The sequence below is a fragment of the Nocardia donostiensis genome, assembly GCF_002081715.1.
Lineage (GTDB): Bacteria > Actinomycetota > Actinomycetes > Mycobacteriales > Mycobacteriaceae > Nocardia > Nocardia donostiensis.
This window is the reverse complement of the sequence record NZ_MUKP01000004.1, coordinates 58,845-78,740: the sequence shown is the minus strand read 5'-3', so window position 1 is coordinate 78,740 and position 19,896 is coordinate 58,845. Positions and strand designations below refer to the sequence as shown.

The following is a 19,896-nucleotide window of genomic DNA, read 5'->3' as shown; positions in this document are numbered from 1 at the left end:
TACCCATGGTAAACAAGCCCGAGCCGCAGAAGACCGAGATCGCTGAGGCCGTCGTACGACTCTTCCACGCCCTCGACGACCGGGACTGGGACACCATCCGCACCGCCACCGCGGAGCACATCGACGTCGACTACCCCTCTAAGGAGGGTGGTCCCGAGCGACTCTCCGCGCATGCCTTCGTCACCGGACTGCGCGAATTCCTGCCCGGGTTCGACGAGACTCACCACCTACTCGGGCCGATCGTCGTCGACCGACCATCTCAGGAGTCGGCCACCGCTCGGTTCCATGCCCGAGTCACCCATCTCGTCGCCGACCAGGACGCCCCACTCTGGACGATTGGTTGCCACTACACCTTCGGCCTGACCTACATGGACGGATCGTGGCGGGTTTCATCGTCGCGGGTGCGAGTCCTGTACGACGAAGGGAACCGAGACATCGAGCAGCTCGCCCGAGTCCGCGCAACGGCGTAGATCAATCTCCAACGCGACAAGCCGCCATCGAGTACCTCGAGACCTGGCGGCGTGAACACAAATGGTCGGCCCAGCGCATCACCGACGAACTCGCCGACCTGGGTCACCGGATCGACCGCCGCACTATCAGCCGCCACCTGACCCGACTCGGCCTCGGCCGACGCCGGTTCATCGACCCCGACGGTGACAGCAACCGCAAACCGGGCAAGATCACCGCCCGCTGATCAGGCCACATGGTGAACCTGGACGTGAAGAAGGACGGCAGGATCCCCGATGGTGGCGGATGGCGTATACCTACCTGCACTCGGCAATCGACGGCTTCTCCCGACTCTCCTACACAGAACCACTACCCGACGAGAAAGGAACGACCGCGGCAGCGTTCCTGGCGCGGGCGAAGGTCCGGTTCGCCGCCCACGACATCACTCACATCCATCGCGTCGTCACCGACAACGGCGCGTGCTATCGCTCGGGCGACTTCGCCCGCATCGTCGGTGCCCAGATACAGCATCAGAGGACCAAGCCCTACACCCCTCGCCACAACGGAAAGGTCGAGCGCTATCAGCGAATCCTGGCCGAAGATCTGCTCTACGCATGGGGTTTCACCAGCGAGGACGCCCGCACGGCCGCGATCGCGGTCTGGAACATCCACTACAACTATCATCGACCACACTCAGGCGCAGGCGGTCAGCCACCGGCCTCCCGATTGCGGGAAGGCGTCACCAACATCCAGCCCTCATGCAGCTAGTCCGCAACGGGTTCGTTGTAGATCATTTCGAAGCCGCGAGAGCTGTCCAGGTATTCGCGCACGCGGTGGATGCGGCCGTCGCGGAGTTCGAAGACGAAGCAGTAGTCGTTGACGTAGGGGTTGCCGTTGGCGAGGGTGGCGCTCATGGTGTGCTCCACGATGACTCGGTCCCCCTCGGCGTAGAGCCCGTGGTTGGTGATCGCGACATCCTGCACAAACAGGCGAGGGAAGTCGTTGGCGAAAAAGTCGGTGATGGCGGTGCGGCCGATCATATGGCTCGAGACCTCGAGCGCAAAGGCGGTGGCGTTGTTTGCGGGGGCGAGCCACTCCGCGTCGTCGGTGAAAAAGGCGGTGAAACGGTCGAAGTCGCGCTCGGTGAACGCGTGCCACATGGCTTGGACGATTGCCTTGTTCTCATCGGTCACCGGACGAGGATAGCGATGAACACCTGGAAATCCGACAGGAGCATCCGGAACGCCCAGGGGGGCGGCCCGGCACCGAGGCGGCGTCTGGAACGCTCTTTGCTGGGCTGTCCCAGAGGTTCTGCCGGTTTGGGTCCAACGAGCCCGGACCGATGACCGACCCGGGCTCGTTGAACGCCTCGGCCGCGCGACAGCGGCGCACCCCTCGGTGCGACACCGCGGCTGGCGTTGACCGACGATGCGGAAGCAACTAGAGCGGACTTCCTCGAAACTGCTGGAAACGCCCCTTCGCTACGTCGGCCGTGAACGCATCCCACTGAGACGGGGTGAACCGCAAGGCTGGCCCGCCGCGGTTTTTGGAGTCGCGTACACCGACCGTGCCCAGGTCGAAGAAAGCAACCTCGACGCATTCTTTGTTACCTTGACTTCGGCTGCTTTTGAACCAGCTAGGGGCGGGCGGTTCTTCATTCATGCGTAGTGCTCCTTCGCTAGCTGTCTGAGCAGAATCCTGGTCGTCGGTCCGTCCAAGGCCGCCTGTTGGAGGGCGTGATATGACTGATAGTAGCGATTGACGTCTGCGGACTTCTCGAGATACATGTCACCGACGGTCCCACCTTCGAGGTAGACAACTGGAGGTTCGGCAGCCTGCCCAGTAGCCGTTGTGCCGAAGTCCAGGATTACGAAGGGGCCGAGAGCCATACCTTCGGGGAAACCAGCATGAAACGGGAGAACCTGAACGGTCACGTTGGGCCTGGTAGAGATGTCGGCGATATGTCGGAGTTGTGCTGCCATCGTCTTGCTGCTGCCCGAGACGCGCCGGAGGGCGGCCTCTCCGATGACCGTTTCAAACACGATCGGTCGCTTCTTTCGAAGTATTGCTTGCTGACGTTGGTTTTTGAGCCCTGCCCATCGGTCCAGGTCGGCACTGGACGGTGTAGGTGAAAACCGGCTCGTGAGCCCTCTGACGTAGTCCGGTGTCTGGAGTAGCCCGGGTACGAGCTCTGGCTGGTATGAAACCAGCTTCACCGCAGCAGTTTCCAACCCGACATAGACATTGAAGTCTCGGGGAATCAGATCCCCGTACTCATGCCACCAACTCTTCACATTCGCTTGACGAGCGAGCCCGACGAACGCCGCCGTAAGCTCTTCGGGCACTCCGTACAGGTCGCACGCGGCCTCCACATCACGCACGCGAATGCGGCCGTTGAGTCCTTTCTCCAGCCTTTGCAAACTGCTGGAACCGATTTCGAGTAGTTCAGCTGCCTTCACCTGGCTGAACCCCGCGCGGGTGCGCCAGTCCAGGAGATACCGCCCGAGTTGGCGGCGCGGCAAGGTAGATCCGTTGTCTTCCATGGTTCCTCCCCATTTCGGGCGGGCGTAGTTGCCCGCTTCGGGTACTTCACGGCTCGAGCCGCGGTGATTCTGCTGGGGTTTCAGGCGATTTCTCGATGTTGCCCGCGACCGCGCACAGCACCACCCGGCCATGGTGTTGGTTTGCTGTGCGCCTGGTGAAGCTGCGTGCGCGGAGTCCACTGTCAAATTAGCAGCTTCGTTGCCAGCCGGTCAGATCATTGGCATCCGAATTCGAGTCGAGGTTTTCATGGAGAGTCCGGCATTCGCGGATACCGCGGGTTCCCGGTGTGTGTTCTATCGGCGCACGTGCGGTCTTCCGGTGGGTATCGACCCGCTGTATCGGCGGATCACCTTGCGGGCCGGGGCAATCGGGGCGATCACGATGCCCGGTTCGCTGGGTGCGCGGGTGCGGCACGAGATGACGTCTCGGCGGAATCCGTTGGGACCGGTGATCGCGCATCTGCGGTCGGGGCGTTGGACTTTCCTGTGCCGTCCCGATTTGCCCGATGAGGTGCCGTTGTTCGCCGAATTGTTCCGGCTGAACGTTTCGGTGGTGCCGCAGGGCGGGTCGATCGCGCTGCCTTCCCCCGCCGACGGCGGCTACCGGAAATGGGTGATCGCACCGCGCGACACCTTCCGTCCGTCCGGGCTCGTCCTGGTCGATTCCATACGCGCGGTCGCCCCGAGGAGGCCGCGTTGCTGACCGACCCGCTTCCGTCGAAACATCAACTCCTGCAAGCCTGCCGGGGCGCGCTGCGCACCAATCACCCGCTGTTGTGTCACGCCAACGAACTCACCACGCTGCACGAACGCCGCCTGTGCAGCCCGCCCGGCGCCCAAGACCTGCTCACCACCATCGACACCGATCGGGCCCGCCTGGTCCGCGATATCGACCGTTGGGTCAACTCCCAGCTCCCACCGTCACCCGGCTCGGCCCGTCTGCACACCGAAACCGTCGGCGCGGTCGTCGACCGCCTCGCCCAGCTCACCGCCCACGCCTACGCCGCACTCACCGCGCCCACCGCCGACGATCTGGGCACCATCTGGGAACGTCTCGCCGAACTCGCCGTCGGTTACGACGATCTCGCCGCCGAACTGGGTTCCGGCCGCCGCCGCCTGCCGGGCGGTCCATGACGGGGCAACGCTGGGTTTCAGTCGGTGGTCGATGCGTTGGCGGAGATGACCAGCGGTGTTCGGCATGTCGAAGCGGTAGTCTCCGGTTGCCCGGGCGCAGGACTGCGTCCCACTCGATCAGACGCAGTGAGGAAACGATGTTCGACACACCCCCGGTGCCACAGCGTGTTACCGCACTCATCGAGTCGGGTCGGCTACCGCCATCCCTCGCCGAGTGCTTCGACCCCGCCAACATGTTCTTGGACGAACCACCATGGCGCGAGGTGGCCTGGATGATAGATATTCACCTCGCCAACCCGAACCTCGACCCCGGCCTACGCGGCGAACTGGCGCTGATGGGCGCCCACGCCTATATCGAGACCTGCGAGTACGAGATGCTGGAACTCGGCAAACGCTCGGACCGCGCCTTGGAGTTGCTGCGCGAGGCGCGGCGCCACGGCATCCCCGACAGCGAACTCGAACCGCTGTTCCGCTCGGCCTGGGACACGAACGAAGTCGCTGCCGACATCGAGAACTGAACATCCAATGGGCGGGAGACCACCCGGGCGCTCATGGTGGGAGCGGTAGGGCGACGCCCGACACCGCATCGCCGCCACCTCCATGCAGCTCGTCCACGCCTGTGCCCCCGAAGTACAGATGGGACGTTCGCGGGTTCGAGCGCGGAGGGATAGGAACTCAGAGAGCTTCGATGTTCACTACCGATTTCACTTCGATGTTGATTCAGGGGGTGTATGGTCAGATTTCGACGGGATAAGGCGTTTATCAACATTGTCTATTGCGGGAGGGTGAGATGCTGTTGCGATTCCGCGTGCAGAATCATGCGTCGTTGCGCGACGAGCAGGAGCTGTCTCTCGTTGCCCAGGACCGGCAGGAGCGTCGCGCCGAGGCCGTAGTGCCGGGTGCAGGCGAGCTGGTGACGGTCCCGGTGGCCGTCGTATACGGGCCGAACGCCTCCGGCAAGTCGAACGTGATCGATGCACTCAGGTGGATGCGCGGGGCTGTCCTCGCGTCCTATCAGCGTTGGGATCCAAGCGGCGGCGTACCGCGCCGTCCCTTTCTGTTCCGGCGTGACCCGGAAGCGCATCCGACAGAGTTCCAAGTCGATTTCGTCATCGATCGGACGCGTTATGAATTCGGCTTCTCCATCGATGATGAGAAAATTCTCGGAGAATGGCTGAGCTACTTCCCGGAAGGTCGCGCCCGGCGGCTATACGAACGCAACGCCGACTGCACCGTGACTTTCGGGCGTTGGCTCACCGGTCGGCGCAAGACGATCGCCGACTCGCTGCGGCCGAACAGTCTTTTTATATCCGTGGCGGCAGCGCAGGGACATCAGCAGCTGAGCCGCATCTTCCGCTGGTTCCGGTTCGGGTTGACCGGCGCCGACGACGCCGATTACCGACAGCGCCTGGATCACACCCTGCACCTTATTAGTAGTGACAAGCACGACTATGAGTCGAAAGCAGTCGTGGCGCTCCTGGCATTCGCCGATCTCGGTGCTGCGGAATTTGCCGCCAGGGAGACCGAGGAGACCGATGCCAAGGAGTTCCGCAAGATTCAGCACGTGCTACGGGAGACGCTCGGGGAGAACCGCATCGTCATCGAGTCCTCGCGCTACAAGGATATCGAGGTGGTGCACCGTACGGCGGAAGGGGAATTCGCACTGCCCCTCGGAATGGAGTCGAGCGGAACCCGAACTTGGATAGGGCTTCTCGGTGTAGCGGTTTCTGCCCTGGTCCGGGGTGCTGTCCTATGTGTCGACGAATTGGATGCGCGTCTGCACCCGCATCTGGTCGATGCATTTGTGGGTTTGTTTGTCTCCCCAGAGGTGAACAAGTATGGTGCCCAACTGATCTTCAGCTCACATGATGTGACGTTGCTCGGGCGGAACGCACGCACTGAATTGTTCCGTGACCAGATCTGGCTGACCGAAAAAGATCCCGACACGCTGGCCACTCGCTTGTTCCCGCTGACTGAATTCCGAGTTCGTGAAACAGACAATTTCGAGCCACGATATCTGGTAGGAAAATATGGTGCGGTTCCTTATCTGGACGAGGACGTACCACGCTTTTTTGGTCGGCTCTTCGAGCGTGAGGATGTGAATGAGGGGGAAACGGCTTCAGCGACCACGCGGGAAGCGTCCGGAGAGGAGCCGCTATCTCATCTATTGTGAGGACCAGAACGCGGGGGTCGATTACTTCAAAGGGCTGGCGGGTGAGTTACGCGCGCAGATCAAGATCGGTCCTCAGCACGGCGAGCCGCTAAGCTTGGTCAAAGCGGCAATTGCCCACAAGAACCGAGCGCCGAACTGTCGTGAGGATCGATGCACGGAATACGACGAGGTGTGGTGCGTCGTTGATGTAGAAGCGCCGGAACCACACCCAGGTCTGGCATCAGCGCTGCAGCTGGCTGCTGTGCACGGGATTCGGGTTGCGTTAGCGAATCCCTGCTTCGAATTATGGGTGGTGCTGCATTTCGAATCGGTGACCGCATACCATGAGACCACTCGCATGCAGAGTTTGCTCCGTCAACGCGGATATTGCGGCTACGACGCACGTAGAAAGGCGATCGAGTATTCCGCGCTGCGAAACCTCTACGGCACCGCTAGGGCGAACGCACTCGCTTTGCGGTTGGGCGCAGTTGACGGTCACCTCTCCAATCCTTGGACCGACATCGACGAACTGGTGGAGCACATCAGGGTTGACTCAGCCAAGGGACAACGGTAATGAAGGTAACGGCCACGGCAGCAATTAACGTGGCTGCGTCCGGTCCTCCGCCTCAGCCGGGATCGACTACGTGAAGCGGTTCGAGGCAATGTGATTCACCGATCCTCAACCCACTGCCACCGATATTCACCGCAGGGTGAGCGGGGTCTCGGATGCGACGCGGGTCAGCTTCTCCGGGTTGCGGACGTAGTAGAGGCCGGTGATGCGGGCGCCCTCGACACGGAACGCCAGCACGCCGTCGAGCTCGCCGTCCAGGCGGAGCACGAATGCCGGGTTGCCGTTGACCACAGTGGGGTCGCCGGTGATCGTGGCTTCGGTTCTGCCGGTGCCTCCGAGGATGTAGCGGGCCACCTTCGCGGCGCCGATAACCGGCCGCAGCGCAGCCCGTTTGACGCCGCCGCCATCGCTCACCAAAACGACCTCCGGGGCGAGCACGTCGAGAAAGCCCTGCAGGTCCCGGGTTTCCAGTGCGCGCTGAAACGACTCGAGCACCGCCCGGGCCCGGCCCGGGGACACCACCTGGCGCGGGCGGCGGGCATCGACGTGCCTGCGGGCGCGGTGCGCGATCTGACGGACGGCCGCGGGACTCTTGTCCACGGCGGCCGCGATCTCGTCGTAGCTGATATCGAAAGCTTCGCGCAGTACGAAGACAGCGCGCTCGGTCGGCGACAGCGTTTCGAGGACGAGCAGCAGCGCCATCGACATACTCTCGGCGAGCTCGACGTCCTCGGCGACATCCGGCGCGGTGAGCAGCGGCTCGGGTAGCCAAGGGCCGACATAGGCCTCCTTGCGGCGCTTCATGGCGCGCAGCCGGTTGAGCGACTGCCGGGTCGCGATCCGAACCAGGTAGGCGCGCTGGTCGCGCACCTGCTCCACATCGACTTTCACCCAGCGCAGCCAGGTTTCCTGGAGGACGTCTTCGGTGTCGGCCGCCGATCCGAGCATCTCGTAGGCGACGGTGAACAGCAGGTTGCGGTGGGCGAGGAAAGCTTCGGTCGCCGGGGTGGTGGTGGGCTCGCTCATCTCGTCCCTTCTCCTTCTCGCCGGTTCTGGGTACCGACGGCCTTCGCACATGTCATCCACAGCACGGTCCTCTTTCGTCGGTTGCCGTTCGATCGACCCACGGGGTCGGTGCGGTCGAGAGACATCGCCCCGGTGCACGGCTGGGTACTCCGAGCTGCTGACGGTCCATTGCTCCGAGGACCGCCGCCGACCGCATGTCGTGTGGCGCCGCCCCGCGATAAGGGCGCCGCCGCACGACATGGGAGACCAGGTCCGCTCATGGACGTCCGGGCCGGCCACCGATACATGACCCAGATTGTCCGTTCAGTGGGTGGACGCCAACACCTCGCCGCGCTCGGCCTGGAGCAGCTGCCGACGCTTGTCACCCCCGGAAATGCGGTGCAAGCGGTAGGAACCGGGCTTGCGCGCCTCGTGGGCCAGATGCTTGACGATGCCCTGGCACACGAACTCCTTGATCCTCGCGCCGGGTCGACCGCCGATGTGGAACCACAGTGCGACGTCGTAGCGGTGAGCGAACTGGAAGATGCCTGCGCGTCGGCCCAGGCTGATGCACTGGCCGGCGAATGCCTGGTTGAGGGGCGAGGGCTGCTCACCTGCGATTCGGCTGAGTACCGTATCGGCGGCCCGCGCGCCCAGCGGTATCGCGGCCTGGCAGCTCATTCGCAGCGGCAAGTTCGACGGGGCCGCCGAGTCCCCTGCCGCGACAATGCGCTCGTCGTCCACGCTCGTCAACGTCTCGTCCGTGAGCAGGCGCCCGGTGGTGTCGGTGCTCAGCCCGCTACGGCGGGCCAGGTCCGGTACACCGAACCCGGCGGCCCACACGGTCACCTGGCTGGGCAGCGCGCGGCCGTCGCTGAGCTGTACGGCGTCAGACGTTACCGCCGTCACCGTCGCGCCGGGCCCCTCGAGCACTGTCACCCCGAGCGCCGCCAGCTGCCCGGCGACCGACCGCCGACCCCGCGGGTGCAGGTACGGGCCGAGCACCTCACCGCACACCAGAGTCACGGGACGCCCGGTCTCCGCCAGCTCCGCGGCGATCTCGATACCGGTCGGACCGGCACCGACAACCGTCACCACGCCCGTGGCGGGCGCGGCGTCGACCACCGGCCGCAATCGTTGCGCCTCTTCCAGGTCGGCGACCGGGTAGGCGAACTCGGCTGCTCCAGGCACCCGCAGCTCGGCGCTGCCGCTGCCCACCGCGTAGATCAGATAGTCGTAGCCGACCGTACCGCCGCCCGCCAACGTCACGCTGCGCTCGGAAGCGTCGATCCGTGCCACGGTGTCGACCACCAGCCGTACGCCCTCGGCCAGCACTTCGCTGTAGTCGACGACGGCATCACAGGATCCGCCTACCAGTTGGTGCAGGCGGATCCGTTCGACGAAGGCCGGGCGTGGGTTGATCAGAGTTACCGTCACCTCATCGTGCTGCGTCAGGCGGTTGGCTGCCATGACGCCCGCGTACCCGCCACCGATCACGACGACATCGATGTTCTCGGTCATGGTGTCTCCTCCGTTTCAAAGGGTTCAACCACAAGACACCGCGGGAAAGAACATTGTGACGGCGTGTGGGTCAGATCACTGCATGGGTGTGGCCCCACGCCGGTCACCGCGCCTCCGACCCTGCGTATATCGAGACCGGTTCGAATTCGACGGTGGGCCAGCACCGTACCCATGTCAACACAGCGACCTACGGATGACCTGGCCCCGCTTCCGGGAGAGGTTCAGGGACCCTGGGCTACCGACAGGGCACACCGGCGGCGACCAGCGCGGCCGCAACTGTTGCCGGTGCGGTGCGCATCGCGTTCTCGATGCGGTCGGTGTAGGCCTTGCGGCCCGCGGCGCCGATACCGCGCCCACCTCCGGTGATGATGACGACAGCGCCGGCGGGATCGATCCGGCGGGCTGAGCCTGGCATGGTGGTGTCCTTGGTGTCCTTGGTGTCCTTGGTGTCCTTGGTGTCGTAGTCGAAGCGGAGGACGCGGTGGGTGGTCACCGTGGCACGGCGTGGTCGGCGCAGGTGATCAGGTAGTCGCGGTCGTCGGGTTCGGCGAGCAGGGCGGTCATGGTTTTGCGGTCGAACGGCCACAAGTCGATGGACTGTTGATCGGTGAAGTACCAGGAGTTGCAGCCGGTGTTCCATACCGTGGGGCCCATCGCCGCGGCCACCGCGTCGTTGAATGCGGTGGTCGCCTCCTCGGTGACCTCCACCGCGTCGAGCTCGCCTGCGCGGAACCGCTGCAGCCAGTGGGTGATATAGCGGGCGGTCAGCTCGGCCGAGTATTGCAGCGAGATCGATCCGGTGGGCGAGTTCGGGCCCAGCACGGTGAACAGGTTCGGAAAGCCCGGGATCGCGGTCATCCGGTAAGCGCGGGGCCCCTTGTGCCAGGCGTCGTCGATGCTCAGCCCGTCGCGGCCGCGCAGGTTCATCGGCCGCATGTAGTTGTGTGGGTGGAAGCCGGTGGCGAAGACGATGATGTCGACATCGTGGACCGTGCCGTCGGCGGTGCGGATACCGGTCTCGGTGATCTCGGTGATGGTCTCGGTCACCAGGGATGCGTTACTGGCAGTGATGGCCTGATAGTAGGTGCCGGAGAGCACCTGTCTTTTGCAGAAAGGCTGATAGTCCGGGGTGAGCGCGGCCCGCAGTTCGGGGTCGCGCACCTGCGCCCGCAAAGACCAGTGGGCCAGCTGCTGCGCAGTGCGGCGCCGCCAGGTCGGTTTCAATACGATGTCGGCGAGGATGCCCGAGGCCCACAGCAGGCCATCGTAGAGACGGCGATGGGCCGCCGGTGTGGCGGCAAGCAGCTTGCCGAACAACCGTGGCTGCGGCAACCTCATCGGTGCCCACAGCACCCACTGCGGTGTGCGGGCGAACTGGATGAGTTCCGCCGCCTGCGGCTGCAGCGCGGACACGACCTGCACGCCGGTGGATCCGCTACCGATCACCGCGATGCGCTTTCCCGCGGTCTGGATCGCGTCGTCCCAGCGGGCGGTGTGCACGACCGTGCCGGCGAACCGGTTCATGCCCGGGATGTCAGGGGTGAACGGGTGGTGCAGCACGCCGGTGGCAGCGATTACGAAATCCGCCTGCAACTGCCTGCCACCGGCGAGGGTGACCTGCCAGCCGTCGTCATCGTAGGCGGCGTCGGTGACCTCGCTGTCGAGCATCAGGTGCTCGACCAGACCGAACTGCTCGACCACGTCGCGGTGGTAGCGCTGGATCTCGCTGCCTTCGGCCCAGATCCGGGACCAATCGGTCTTCGGCGCGAAACCGAACTGATAGATCTGGGACGGCACGTCGCAAGTCAGCCCGGGATAGCGGTTCCAGTGCCAGACCCCACCCACATCGGAGCCCTTTTCCACGATGACGAAGTCGTGGAAACCGGCCTGCTTGAATACGACACCAGCGGTGATGCCTGCGACGCCGGCACCGATGATGACGATCTTCGGGTCGCGAGGTGGCCTCGTTGCTGTCATGAGTCCCTTCCAGCACCGACCGGGCCGGTTGCGTCATATCGGTTACCCGCTACAGCATCCCGGCCTCGTGGATGTGATCCAAATCTTAACGTAACTAACGGTCACAGACGTGGTCAAGCGGCTTCTTGAAAACGATTCACCCCCTTTCGCATCGAGGTGCCGCGCGGCCCACCCATCATGCGCTATCGCAACGCTGTCACGACGGTCTCGGCAACGGCTCGGGCACTACCCGGATTTCGGCTGGAGCGCAGCCGCAGCCAACCGAGTGATCGGCAGCAGTCGGCGGGGACGGGCTTCGATGTCCCGTGGCACTGCCGAGACCGTAGCCACGGGCAAGGAATCAGATTATGAGCGTCATTTCGAATTCGATGCGCGGATCGTCGTCGGCCATTGGTTTGGTGCGGCCGGTCCGGGCGAATCCATGCCGGGTGTACAGGCGCTCGGCGTGGTGGTTGCCCTCGGTTACTTCCAGTCGGATGACGCGATGCCCCTGGCCGAGCGCCCATTCGACGACCGCGTGGATGAGCTGATCGGACACTCCGCGGCCACGATAGCTCCGGATCACCCACATAGAGCTCAGGTAGACACCGTCACCGTCGGGATCGGGTCCAGCCGCGACCATGCCCACGGGATATCCCGCCGAAATTGCAATGAATTGAGCACGACCGGTAACCCGACTACGCCACTGCTGTTCGCTGAGGGCCTGTGCCTCGACGAGCTTCGTACCGAAAGCTTCTGCGGCATCGGCGAGAGCACGTAACCGGATGTCGCGCAGCGTTTCCCAATCATCACTGGTCAAGACGCGAATCTGGATACGAGCGGCAGCACGGCCGAAATTATGCGCAGAATGCATGACATCCATCGTGCGGGAGGGAGGAAAGTACCGCGCGCCGAACAGTGTGAAACGGCCGAATTGCGTCAGTGGCGAGACTGTCCAACCCCTGTGGAGAGAGAAGCCCTGGAGCGCATCGGCTCCGGGGCGTTCCCCTGTGGTTCGCGGCAGCTCTTGTCTCCTGCATTCACCGTCCAGGATAGCGCCTCAACAGAACTCTGTGGCGGCGCAGCATGTGAACGCTTGGCAACTCCTTGAAGCAAGCGGGGTGGACCCCGGTAGAGGCCGAGCCCGGACGGGTTCGGCCGGCGGATCAGCCCTGGTCGGTGCCCACCACTGCACCACTGTGGGCGTCGATGTCGATCTCGACGTCGGAGCCGTCGGCGCGGACCAGTTCGACCTGCCAGATCAGCACCCCGTCCCGGTTGGTGTCGATCTCCATTTCCGACAGCTTCGCCTCCGGCTCACGCTCGGCCGCGACCTCCAGCGCCCGCTCGGCATCGATGCCCGCGGTCTCGACCTTGGCGACGTCATCGCTGGGTCGGTCCGACTGGTTCTTGCGGATGACCTGTTCGCCCGGTTGGTCGACGAGAACCTTCACTTCGTCGCCGCCGGAGGCCACCTTGATATCGAAGACCTGGCGGCCGTCGTCCGTTTCGAGCTCCACGTCGAAGACCCGGCCGTTGGGCACATCGCCTGCTGCGGTCCGCACCGCCTGCTGCGCGGACGAGGTCGAGGCGCCATCCCCCGCCGCGGCGCCCGGGGGAGCCGAGGTGGGCGACGTGTTGACCACACTGGTCGCCGGTGAGGGCGTATCGGCAGTCCGGTCGGCTTCGGAGTCGTCGTCACCGCATCCGGCCAGCCCGAGCGCGCCTACCGCGATACCCGCCACTGCGATCCGTCGCCACCGATTCATTGCGCACCGCCTGTCTCGTCGTGGTCAGCTCGTCGGTGCGCGCGTACCCGGCGAAGGTTTCCGCAAACCGGCCCGCCGGAACCCCGATCAGCGGTCGCGCGTGTCGCTGGAACCGACTTCCTCGCGGAGGTCGGCCAGTGCGCGGACCAGCTGATGGATACCGGGGGTCTCGATCGGGTAGTGACCGGCGTTGTCCAGCACGATCAGCTTCGTGGGCGCCGCGATCCGGTTGAAGAACGTCTCGCTCAACGACAGTGGCGTCCACGCGTCCGCGCCGGGATGGACGAGCCAGACCGGGCAGGTGGTGAAGGCCTCTGGTTCGACCTGCGGCACCGACTGCAGATAGGTGCGCAAGAATCCCAACGGCATCGACACACCCCCACCGCGAGTATCGGTGGCAACCACTTGTGTCAGCTCCGAGTCGTTGGACATCGCGCCCATGTTGGCCATCCAGCGCATCGGGACCCGGAGGCCGTCGACGGCAGGTGAGAGCAGCCGGGGCCCATAGCGACCCAGCCAAGGGCGCCGGGCGATCGCGGCACGCACCTGCGGCAACCGCGGATCGAGCAGGCAGGTCGCCCCGACGACGGCGGCCAGGCCGGTACGGGCGGCGGCTTCGTAGGCGAGCATGCCGCCCATGCTGGCGCCGAGTACCACCAGTGGCCGCGGATCGGCTGCGTACTGGTCGCGGATCAGGTCGGTGAGGCAGTCCACCCAATCCGGGTATCGGATTCCGCGTTTGTTGCGCACTCGCGTTCGGCCGTAGCCGGGCATATCGGGCACCGAAACCTCGAAACCTTGTTCGGCCGCCAGCGCCGCGAACGGCCACATGGCCGCCGCATGACCGCCGGCGCCGTGCACCAGCAGCATTCGCACGTCTGCGTCCACTCGGGAGGTGCGTTCGATATGCACGTCGTCGCCGCACCGGTTCCACCACGTCGACACCGGTTGCAGATCCGGGTCGGGATGCAGGTCGGAGGGAAGAAATGCGAGGTAGGAGCTGTGCATGCCACAATGATTCGAGCAATCCTCGGTTTTGACAACTCGACTTCGGGACCCCTATGTCCACACCCCGCAAAACCCCGCGCCAGCAGCGATCGGAGTTCACCTTCGACGCGATCCTGGACGCGGCTGCTCGACTTTTCCACCAGCACGGCTACGCGGCGACGACCACAAACAAGGTCGCCGAACTCGCCGGCGTCTCCATCGGCACCCTCTACCATTACGTCCCCAACAAGGACGCCCTGCTCTTCGCTCTCGCCGAACGCCACCTGCGGCAGGCCGCGCACGCACTGCTCACCGAAGCCGCAGCCCTGCGCGCCGACCAGCCGCCCCTTGGCGAAACCGTGCACCGACTGATCACCGCGGTCGCGCACCTGCACAGCGCTCAACCACGCATGCACCGGCTGCTGTTCGAACAAGCGCCACGCACACCCGAAGGGGTCGCCCAGCTCCGGCAACTCGAACAACGCCTCGCCGACGAAGTCACCTACCACCTGTGCCGTCTCGACGTCGGCGGCTCCGACCCTGCATTGACCGCGCTGCTGTTCGTTCAAGCCGTCGAAGCACAAGTCCACGGCGCAGTTCTCAATCCGCCCTCAGGCCGAACTACCGAGCAGTGCGTGCAGGCCGTGATCGACTTCTGGACCCGATCACTTACGTAGGCGGCCCCATCCCTCGGGACAGCCCGTAGCCTGAGCTCTGGCGCTCCATCTTTACGAAAGCCGGCCATCATGAACCTCGAAATCCTGTACGTTCCCGGCTGCCCCAACGCGGCAGTGCTCGACCAACGCCTCCGGCGCGCCGCCACCGGGCAGCCCATGGAACTGCACATCGCGCACCGGGTCGTCGAGGACGTCGACCGGGCCCGCGTCACCGGCATGGCCGGCTCGCCGACCTTGCTGGTCGACGGCCGCGACCCGTTCGCGATCCCGGGCCAGGCTCCGAGCCTGTCGTGCCGCCTCTACCCCCGTGAAGACGGCGGACTCGACGGCGCTCCCTCGGTAGCCGTACTCCACGAGGCGCTGTTCCCGCTTGCAGCAAGGTCCTGACCACGGCTCTTGACGAATCGCAGCGCTGAGATTCTGGTGAAAACTCTCAGCGCAGACACCACATGTACTGAGACAGCATCGCTTTGACGTGTGGTCGGCTGTCATCCCTTGGGGGAAGACAACATCGGCGACACGCCAGCCAGAATGGCGATAGTGTGGTGTACATCACTTAGTGTGCCGGGGGTGAATATATTCGTCGGTCGAAACATGGTGTCCTACACCGGCGTCGCCCTGCCCGGCCGGGCGGGCAGGCGCACGCAGGGGCTCGCCAAGCGTAGGGCTCGAATACTCACCTCCGTTGCCGTGATGATGCTGGTCGTCGGCGCGGCGGCAGCCGGTTCCGGTGTCGCACACGCCGCACCGCAAGGGCATACGACAGCCGGTGCGACGCTGCCCACGCTGCGTCCGGACGGGCGGTGCCTGGACATCGCCACTGTCCGGGATCGGCTCGAGCAACTCGAAGACGCCGGATTCCGTACCGTGCGGCTGAATACCGCCGCCGCATGCGATCTGCTCAGCGTGGTGCTGCCGATTGCGCAGCGGAAGGGGATCGGTGTCGACGTCGGGTTGGCTGTTCGCTCGGAGAAGCTTTTCGATCGGGAAAAGATCGCGCTCGAGCGTGCCTTCCGGCTACACGGCTTCGCCGGCATCGGTCATGTCATCGTGGGTCGAGAAGCACTCGAGCGCCGGGAAGTATCCGCTGCGCGGCTGGCGGATTCGGTGCGCGAGATCAAAGATATGCTGCAGCACGACTTCGGTTACAACATCCCGGTCGGTGTCACCGACACCCTGGGCAGCTGGGCAGACCCGGTCAACGCCGAGGTGCTGCACGCGGTCGACTTCATCGGCCTAGAGGTGCAGCCGTACCGGGGCGGGGCCGCGGTCGAGGACGCCCTGACCTATCTGCGCGACCGGGTCGCGGCCGCTCGGCTCGCAACGAAACCGAAACCGCTCGTCGTCGAAACCGGCTGGCCCTCGCGCGGACCCGAACGTTATGCCGCCGCACCGGGTATCGCCGATGAATCCGCCTACTATTACGCTGCAACGACTTGGCTGATCAGCCAGCAGCTCCCGTTCACCTGGCACACCGGCTGGGACGACCCCACCCGCGGTCCGATAGCCGATGCGCATTCAGGTCTGTGGCACGCCGACGGGGAAGCCAAGTTCCCGTTGACCCGATAGCGGGCAGATGATACTCGCGCGACACGCGTAACCAATTCCCGTTCCTACGGCACCGGCGCGCAATGCTGGGCGTATGGAGGAGTTTGCGGAATGGCGCGCACTGGGGCGACGGTTCACCCATAACGGGCATCAGATCTTCTGGCGGGAAAACGACAGCGGGGTTGGAGGCGCTGACCTGCTGTGCATCCACGGTTTTCCGACCGCGTCCTGGGATTGGCATGCGCTCTGGCCGGGGCTGTGCGCACGGTTCGGGCGGGTACTGGCGCCGGACATGATCGGGTTCGGGTGGTCGGCCAAACCACGGCACTATGCCTACAGCATCGCCGACCAGGCCGACCTGCACGAACAGCTGCTACGGGAGCACGGGATCGGGCGGGTCCACCTCCTGGCCCACGACTACGGCGACACGGTGGCCCAGGAAATGCTGGCCCGCGCGGCGCAGCGCCGGGCCGTGGGCGACGAAACGCTGGTGATCGAGTCGGTGTGCCTGCTCAATGGCGGACTGTTCCCCGAAACGCATCGGCCGCGACCGATCCAGCGGCTACTCGCCAGTTCGTTCGGGCCGCTGATCAGCCGGTTCGGTTCCGAACGCGCATTCTGCCGCAGCTTGGCAGCGGTGTTCGGGCCCGAGACGAAGCCGAGCGTCGAGGAACTGGACCGTTTCTGGCGGCTGTGGTCCACCAAACATGGTCAACGCAACGGGCACAAGCTGATTCGCTATATGGCCGAGCGCCGCGCGCATCGGGAACGCTGGGTCGGGGCGCTGGTCGATGCGGAGATGCCGGTGCGGCTCATCGCCGGATTGCGCGACCCGGTGTCGGGGGCGCACATGGTTCGCCGCTACCGAGAGCTGGTGCCCGGCCCGGATGTAGTGGAGCTGCCTGATATCGGGCACTACCCGCAGATCGAGGCCCCGCAAGAAACGTTGCGCGCCTTCATCGAATTCCACGATAGCCAGGTGGGTGGACAACCTCGCAAGCCATGACTGAGCAAACGTAGCGCGCACGCCTCCGCTGTTCAGGCAGAGGTCAGCGCATCCGGCACAGCTGGCCAGGGTGAACAGGAAACCCGGCCCGCGAGGATCGGCATCCTCTTCTCCAGTAGGGGGATGCCGAACCGCGATCGGTGCCGGGCGTGCCCGCGATCGAGAACGCGGAGGTGAGCGAACCGGCGAGGGGATGGGGAACACCATCGCGACCGGGCGCGGAGATTTCTCGGTCGCGATGCGGTGGTGGGGACGTCCGTCAGGCGGCGGCCGATTGGGACAGTGTGTGCAGGGCCGCGTCCAGGTCGGCGACATCGACGACGATGCGGGTGAAATCGGTGCCTGCGAGTTCGATACGCACCGCGCGTTCGTCGAACATGGTGTCCCAGAACTCTTTACGCCCCTTGCCGCGGAAGGTGCCTGCGGCGATCACGCCGGGGAAGAAGGTGCCGGGCGTGCGAACCCACGGCGGACGCAGATCGACCTCGGCGGCCTGCACCGACGTGATATTCGCCAGATCGAAGGTCACATGGTCGCGTAATGCGAACAGCCGATGCGCGCCGAGAACGTGAATCGTCACCGTCGTACCGCTGACCTCGACTTCTACCATCGTGCACCTCCGTGGTCCGCCGGACTTGGTTCCTCACCCAGGATGCGGCTCCAGCCTGGCCTCAACCTGTGGCGTTCCTATGAAAATTCTCAGATTCCGCCCTCAGCGTTACTACCCCCGGCCGTTGCCGCATCGGAACACCCGGTCTATACAGGCGTAACTCGATGTAATGACGATGGTCGATATCAGAAACCGAGACAGCGGCGACAGTGGTGCCCCGGTAGCGCGGCGCGACAGGTTCACGGCAGACTCGTTGCTGTGAATCGCATGGTATTCGGCCGACCGGTCGGCGGCGGGGGCGGTGCATGGTGACCGAACTCGCCCGGGGTGAGAACCGCCCCGCCCCCGCAGACCGGATGACGGTCACGGTCAGTTGTTCCGCGCCGGTCGATGTGTCGGCGCTGCTGCTCGCGTCGAACGGCCGGGTGCGTTCCGACGCCGATTTCGTGTTCTTCAACCAGCCTGTCGGCGCGGGCGTCGTGTACCGGCACGGCCAGGGCGCGGGGGACATGGTCGACGTCGACATCTCCGCCGTGTCCGGCGATATCGACAAGGTCGTTGTCACCGCCAGCCTCGACGGGCGTGGTCCCGCCAATTTCGGCGCTGTCGGTTCGCTGGTCGCCACGATCGGCTCGCCGTCGGGGACGCTGACCTTCCCGATATCCGGGCTGACCAGTGAAGCGGCCGTAGTGTGCGTCGAAATCTACCGGCGCGGCGGCGGATGGAAGGTCCGCGCGGTCGGGCAGGGATACGACAACGGTCTGGCCGGTATCGCCACTGCATACGGCGTGAACATCGACGACGAACCCGCGCCGCCGTCCACCTCGCGTGAGGCACCGACCCAGGTCGCCATGCCCACCCAGGCACCGGTCGGGCAGCCGTATCCGCCCGCCCCTGGGCCGGGCGCACCGGGGCAGCCGCAGTATCCCGCGGCTGGCGGGCAGCCTCCCGGATACCCGTCGCAGCCCGCACACCCGCAGGGCGCGGGATACCCGGCGCCTCCACCGGCTCCATATCCCCACACTGGCCAGCCCTACCCGCAGACAGGCCAGCCCTACCCGCAGGCAGGTCAGCCCGCGCCGTATCCCCCCGGGCAACCCGCGCCCGGCTACCCACCCCACCCGCAGCACTACCCTCCGGCCGCCCAGCCCGCGCCGGGCCACCCGCAGGCATCCGGGCATCCGCACGCTGCCGCACCTCAACCGATCTCACCTCAGCAAGGAGCGCTGTCGATGCAGAGCGATCTGTTCAACCCGAGCCACGCCGAAGTCAGCGGGCTCGGCATCCAGAAACAGGGCAGCAAGATGATCAAGGTAGGGGTCAACGGGGAGACGATGGTCCGCGCCGGTTCGATGGTCGCCTACCAGGGCGATCTGCATTTCCAGGCACTCGGCTCCGGCGGTATCGGCCGCGCTATCCAGGCGCGCATCACCGGTGAAGGCGTGCCGTTGATGAAGGTGTCCGGCCGGGGTGACCTGTTCGTTGCCAACGGTGCCTCCGATGTGCACATCATCGACCTCGACGGCACCGACGGTCTCACCATCAACGGCTCCAATGTGCTCGCCTTCGACCCCACCCTGTCCTATGACGTGAAGATGGTGCAGGGTGCGGCCGGTTTCGCCAGCAACGCGGGCCTGTTCAACTGTGTGTTCACCGGACGCGGCCGCATCGCCATCACCAGCCACGGCGCGCCGGTGGTCCTCAACGTCGACCAGCCAACCTACGCCGATCCGCAAGCGGCGATCGCCTGGTCGTCGAGCCTGCAGACCGGGATCAAACGCAACGACTCCTTCGGCCTCGGCCGCCTCATGGGCCGCACCACCGGCGAAGGGATGACCCTGTCGTTCTCCGGTCGTGGTTTCGTTATCGTGCAGCCGTCCGAACTGCCGCCCGGCGGGTTCCTCGGCGGCACCGGCGGCGGTCAGGAAGCCGGGCAGAGCGGTGGGGTGCTGGGCGGCCTGTTCGGTTAG

The 19,896-nt window shown here is 65.2% G+C and carries 21 protein-coding genes and 2 pseudogenes; 12 read left to right on the top strand and 11 right to left on the bottom strand.

Annotated elements, in window-relative coordinates; genetic code table 11:
- Positions 1–5 precede the first annotated feature (5 nt).
- Positions 6–338 (top strand): annotated as a pseudogene (locus tag B0T44_RS26290) (nuclear transport factor 2 family protein); the annotation flags it as partial.
- Positions 257–1,215, top strand: a pseudogene (locus tag B0T44_RS27470) (integrase core domain-containing protein). The pseudogenes B0T44_RS26290 and B0T44_RS27470, both read left to right, overlap by 82 nt.
- Here the strand turns inward: B0T44_RS27470 and B0T44_RS03925 are convergent.
- The 3 genes from B0T44_RS03925 to B0T44_RS03915 all read right to left on the bottom strand — a co-directional run bounded on the left by B0T44_RS03925 (position 1,212) and on the right by B0T44_RS03915 (position 2,990).
- Positions 1,212–1,640: a nuclear transport factor 2 family protein gene (locus B0T44_RS03925; protein WP_217697474.1), complete on the bottom strand. Its 429-nt coding sequence runs from the start codon at positions 1,638–1,640 to the stop codon at positions 1,212–1,214. The pseudogene B0T44_RS27470 and the gene B0T44_RS03925 sit on opposite strands and share 4 nt — an antisense overlap.
- Before the next feature lie 247 nt (positions 1,641–1,887).
- Complete coding sequence (locus B0T44_RS03920; RefSeq protein ID WP_077116371.1) at positions 1,888–2,109, bottom strand: DUF397 domain-containing protein; 222 nt, start codon at positions 2,107–2,109, stop codon at positions 1,888–1,890.
- Positions 2,106–2,990 (bottom strand): helix-turn-helix domain-containing protein, encoded by an 885-nt coding sequence (locus B0T44_RS03915; RefSeq protein WP_077116372.1) that lies wholly within the window; start codon positions 2,988–2,990, stop codon positions 2,106–2,108. The genes B0T44_RS03920 and B0T44_RS03915 overlap by 4 nt, the downstream gene beginning before the upstream one ends.
- A gap of 247 nt (positions 2,991–3,237) precedes the next feature.
- On the opposite strand from B0T44_RS03915, the gene B0T44_RS03910 reads away from it, so the two are divergent.
- The 5 genes from B0T44_RS03910 to B0T44_RS28460 all read left to right on the top strand — a co-directional run bounded on the left by B0T44_RS03910 (position 3,238) and on the right by B0T44_RS28460 (position 6,850).
- Positions 3,238–3,693 carry a DNA-directed RNA polymerase subunit beta gene (locus tag B0T44_RS03910; protein WP_077116373.1) on the top strand — a complete coding sequence of 152 codons (456 nt, stop codon included), beginning with the start codon at positions 3,238–3,240 and terminating at the stop codon, positions 3,691–3,693.
- The gene (locus B0T44_RS03905) at positions 3,687–4,124 is read left to right on the top strand and encodes a DUF4254 domain-containing protein (RefSeq protein WP_077116374.1); all 438 of its coding nucleotides are present in this window, start codon (positions 3,687–3,689) and stop codon (positions 4,122–4,124) included. Before B0T44_RS03910 ends, B0T44_RS03905 begins: the two co-directional genes overlap by 7 nt.
- Before the next feature lie 272 nt (positions 4,125–4,396).
- Positions 4,397–4,642: a hypothetical protein gene (locus B0T44_RS26285; protein ID WP_139347766.1), complete on the top strand. Its 246-nt coding sequence runs from the start codon at positions 4,397–4,399 to the stop codon at positions 4,640–4,642.
- Positions 4,643–4,914: 272 nt separating this feature from the next.
- Positions 4,915–6,297, top strand: a complete 1,383-nt coding sequence (locus B0T44_RS03895) for an AAA family ATPase (protein WP_077116454.1) — start codon at positions 4,915–4,917, stop codon at positions 6,295–6,297.
- Complete coding sequence (locus tag B0T44_RS28460; protein WP_077116376.1) at positions 6,227–6,850, top strand: RloB family protein; 624 nt, start codon at positions 6,227–6,229, stop codon at positions 6,848–6,850. Before B0T44_RS03895 ends, B0T44_RS28460 begins: the two co-directional genes overlap by 71 nt.
- A gap of 126 nt (positions 6,851–6,976) precedes the next feature.
- Here the strand turns inward: B0T44_RS28460 and B0T44_RS03885 are convergent, their stop codons facing one another.
- The 7 genes from B0T44_RS03885 to B0T44_RS03855 form a co-directional block, all read right to left on the bottom strand.
- Positions 6,977–7,873 carry an RNA polymerase sigma-70 factor gene (locus B0T44_RS03885; RefSeq protein ID WP_077116377.1) on the bottom strand — a complete coding sequence of 299 codons (897 nt, stop codon included), beginning with the start codon at positions 7,871–7,873 and terminating at the stop codon, positions 6,977–6,979.
- Positions 7,874–8,176: 303 nt separating this feature from the next.
- Positions 8,177–9,373 carry an NAD(P)/FAD-dependent oxidoreductase gene (locus tag B0T44_RS03880; RefSeq protein ID WP_077116378.1) on the bottom strand — a complete coding sequence of 399 codons (1,197 nt, stop codon included), beginning with the start codon at positions 9,371–9,373 and terminating at the stop codon, positions 8,177–8,179.
- Between the two features lie 235 nt (positions 9,374–9,608).
- On the bottom strand, positions 9,609–9,866 hold the full coding sequence (locus tag B0T44_RS03875; RefSeq protein ID WP_077116379.1) for a hypothetical protein: 258 nt from the start codon (positions 9,864–9,866) through the stop codon (positions 9,609–9,611).
- The gene (locus tag B0T44_RS03870; protein WP_077116380.1) at positions 9,863–11,350 is read right to left on the bottom strand and encodes a flavin-containing monooxygenase; all 1,488 of its coding nucleotides are present in this window, start codon (positions 11,348–11,350) and stop codon (positions 9,863–9,865) included. Before B0T44_RS03870 ends, B0T44_RS03875 begins: the two co-directional genes overlap by 4 nt.
- Before the next feature lie 340 nt (positions 11,351–11,690).
- Complete coding sequence (locus tag B0T44_RS03865; protein WP_217697475.1) at positions 11,691–12,149, bottom strand: GNAT family N-acetyltransferase; 459 nt, start codon at positions 12,147–12,149, stop codon at positions 11,691–11,693.
- A 346-nt stretch (positions 12,150–12,495) separates the two neighbouring features.
- Positions 12,496–13,098: a PepSY domain-containing protein gene (locus B0T44_RS03860; protein ID WP_081511533.1), complete on the bottom strand. Its 603-nt coding sequence runs from the start codon at positions 13,096–13,098 to the stop codon at positions 12,496–12,498.
- A gap of 87 nt (positions 13,099–13,185) precedes the next feature.
- Positions 13,186–14,106 carry an alpha/beta hydrolase gene (locus B0T44_RS03855; RefSeq protein ID WP_077116381.1) on the bottom strand — a complete coding sequence of 307 codons (921 nt, stop codon included), beginning with the start codon at positions 14,104–14,106 and terminating at the stop codon, positions 13,186–13,188.
- A gap of 53 nt (positions 14,107–14,159) precedes the next feature.
- Here B0T44_RS03855 and B0T44_RS03850 point away from each other — a divergent pair, with 53 nt between their 5' ends.
- From B0T44_RS03850 to B0T44_RS03835, 4 genes are all read left to right on the top strand, one after another.
- Entirely contained in the window at positions 14,160–14,762 is a 603-nt protein-coding gene (locus B0T44_RS03850; RefSeq protein WP_077116382.1) for a TetR/AcrR family transcriptional regulator, read from the top strand.
- Between the two features lie 69 nt (positions 14,763–14,831).
- Positions 14,832–15,149 carry an alkylmercury lyase gene (locus B0T44_RS03845; protein WP_245839209.1) on the top strand — a complete coding sequence of 106 codons (318 nt, stop codon included), beginning with the start codon at positions 14,832–14,834 and terminating at the stop codon, positions 15,147–15,149.
- A 183-nt stretch (positions 15,150–15,332) separates the two neighbouring features.
- Positions 15,333–16,331, top strand: a complete 999-nt coding sequence (locus B0T44_RS03840; RefSeq protein WP_139347767.1) for a glycoside hydrolase family 17 protein — start codon at positions 15,333–15,335, stop codon at positions 16,329–16,331.
- Between the two features lie 73 nt (positions 16,332–16,404).
- A complete protein-coding gene (locus B0T44_RS03835; protein ID WP_077116385.1) occupies positions 16,405–17,316 on the top strand; it encodes an alpha/beta fold hydrolase in 912 nt (303 codons plus the stop codon).
- 259 nt (positions 17,317–17,575) lie between these two features.
- Here B0T44_RS03835 and B0T44_RS03830 read toward each other — a convergent pair whose 3' ends face one another.
- Positions 17,576–17,926, bottom strand: coding sequence for a hypothetical protein (locus B0T44_RS03830; RefSeq protein ID WP_077116386.1), 351 nt, complete (start codon positions 17,924–17,926; stop codon positions 17,576–17,578).
- A gap of 308 nt (positions 17,927–18,234) precedes the next feature.
- Here B0T44_RS03830 and B0T44_RS03825 point away from each other — a divergent pair, with 308 nt between their 5' ends.
- A complete protein-coding gene (locus B0T44_RS03825) occupies positions 18,235–19,896 on the top strand; it encodes an AIM24 family protein (RefSeq protein WP_077116457.1) in 1,662 nt (553 codons plus the stop codon).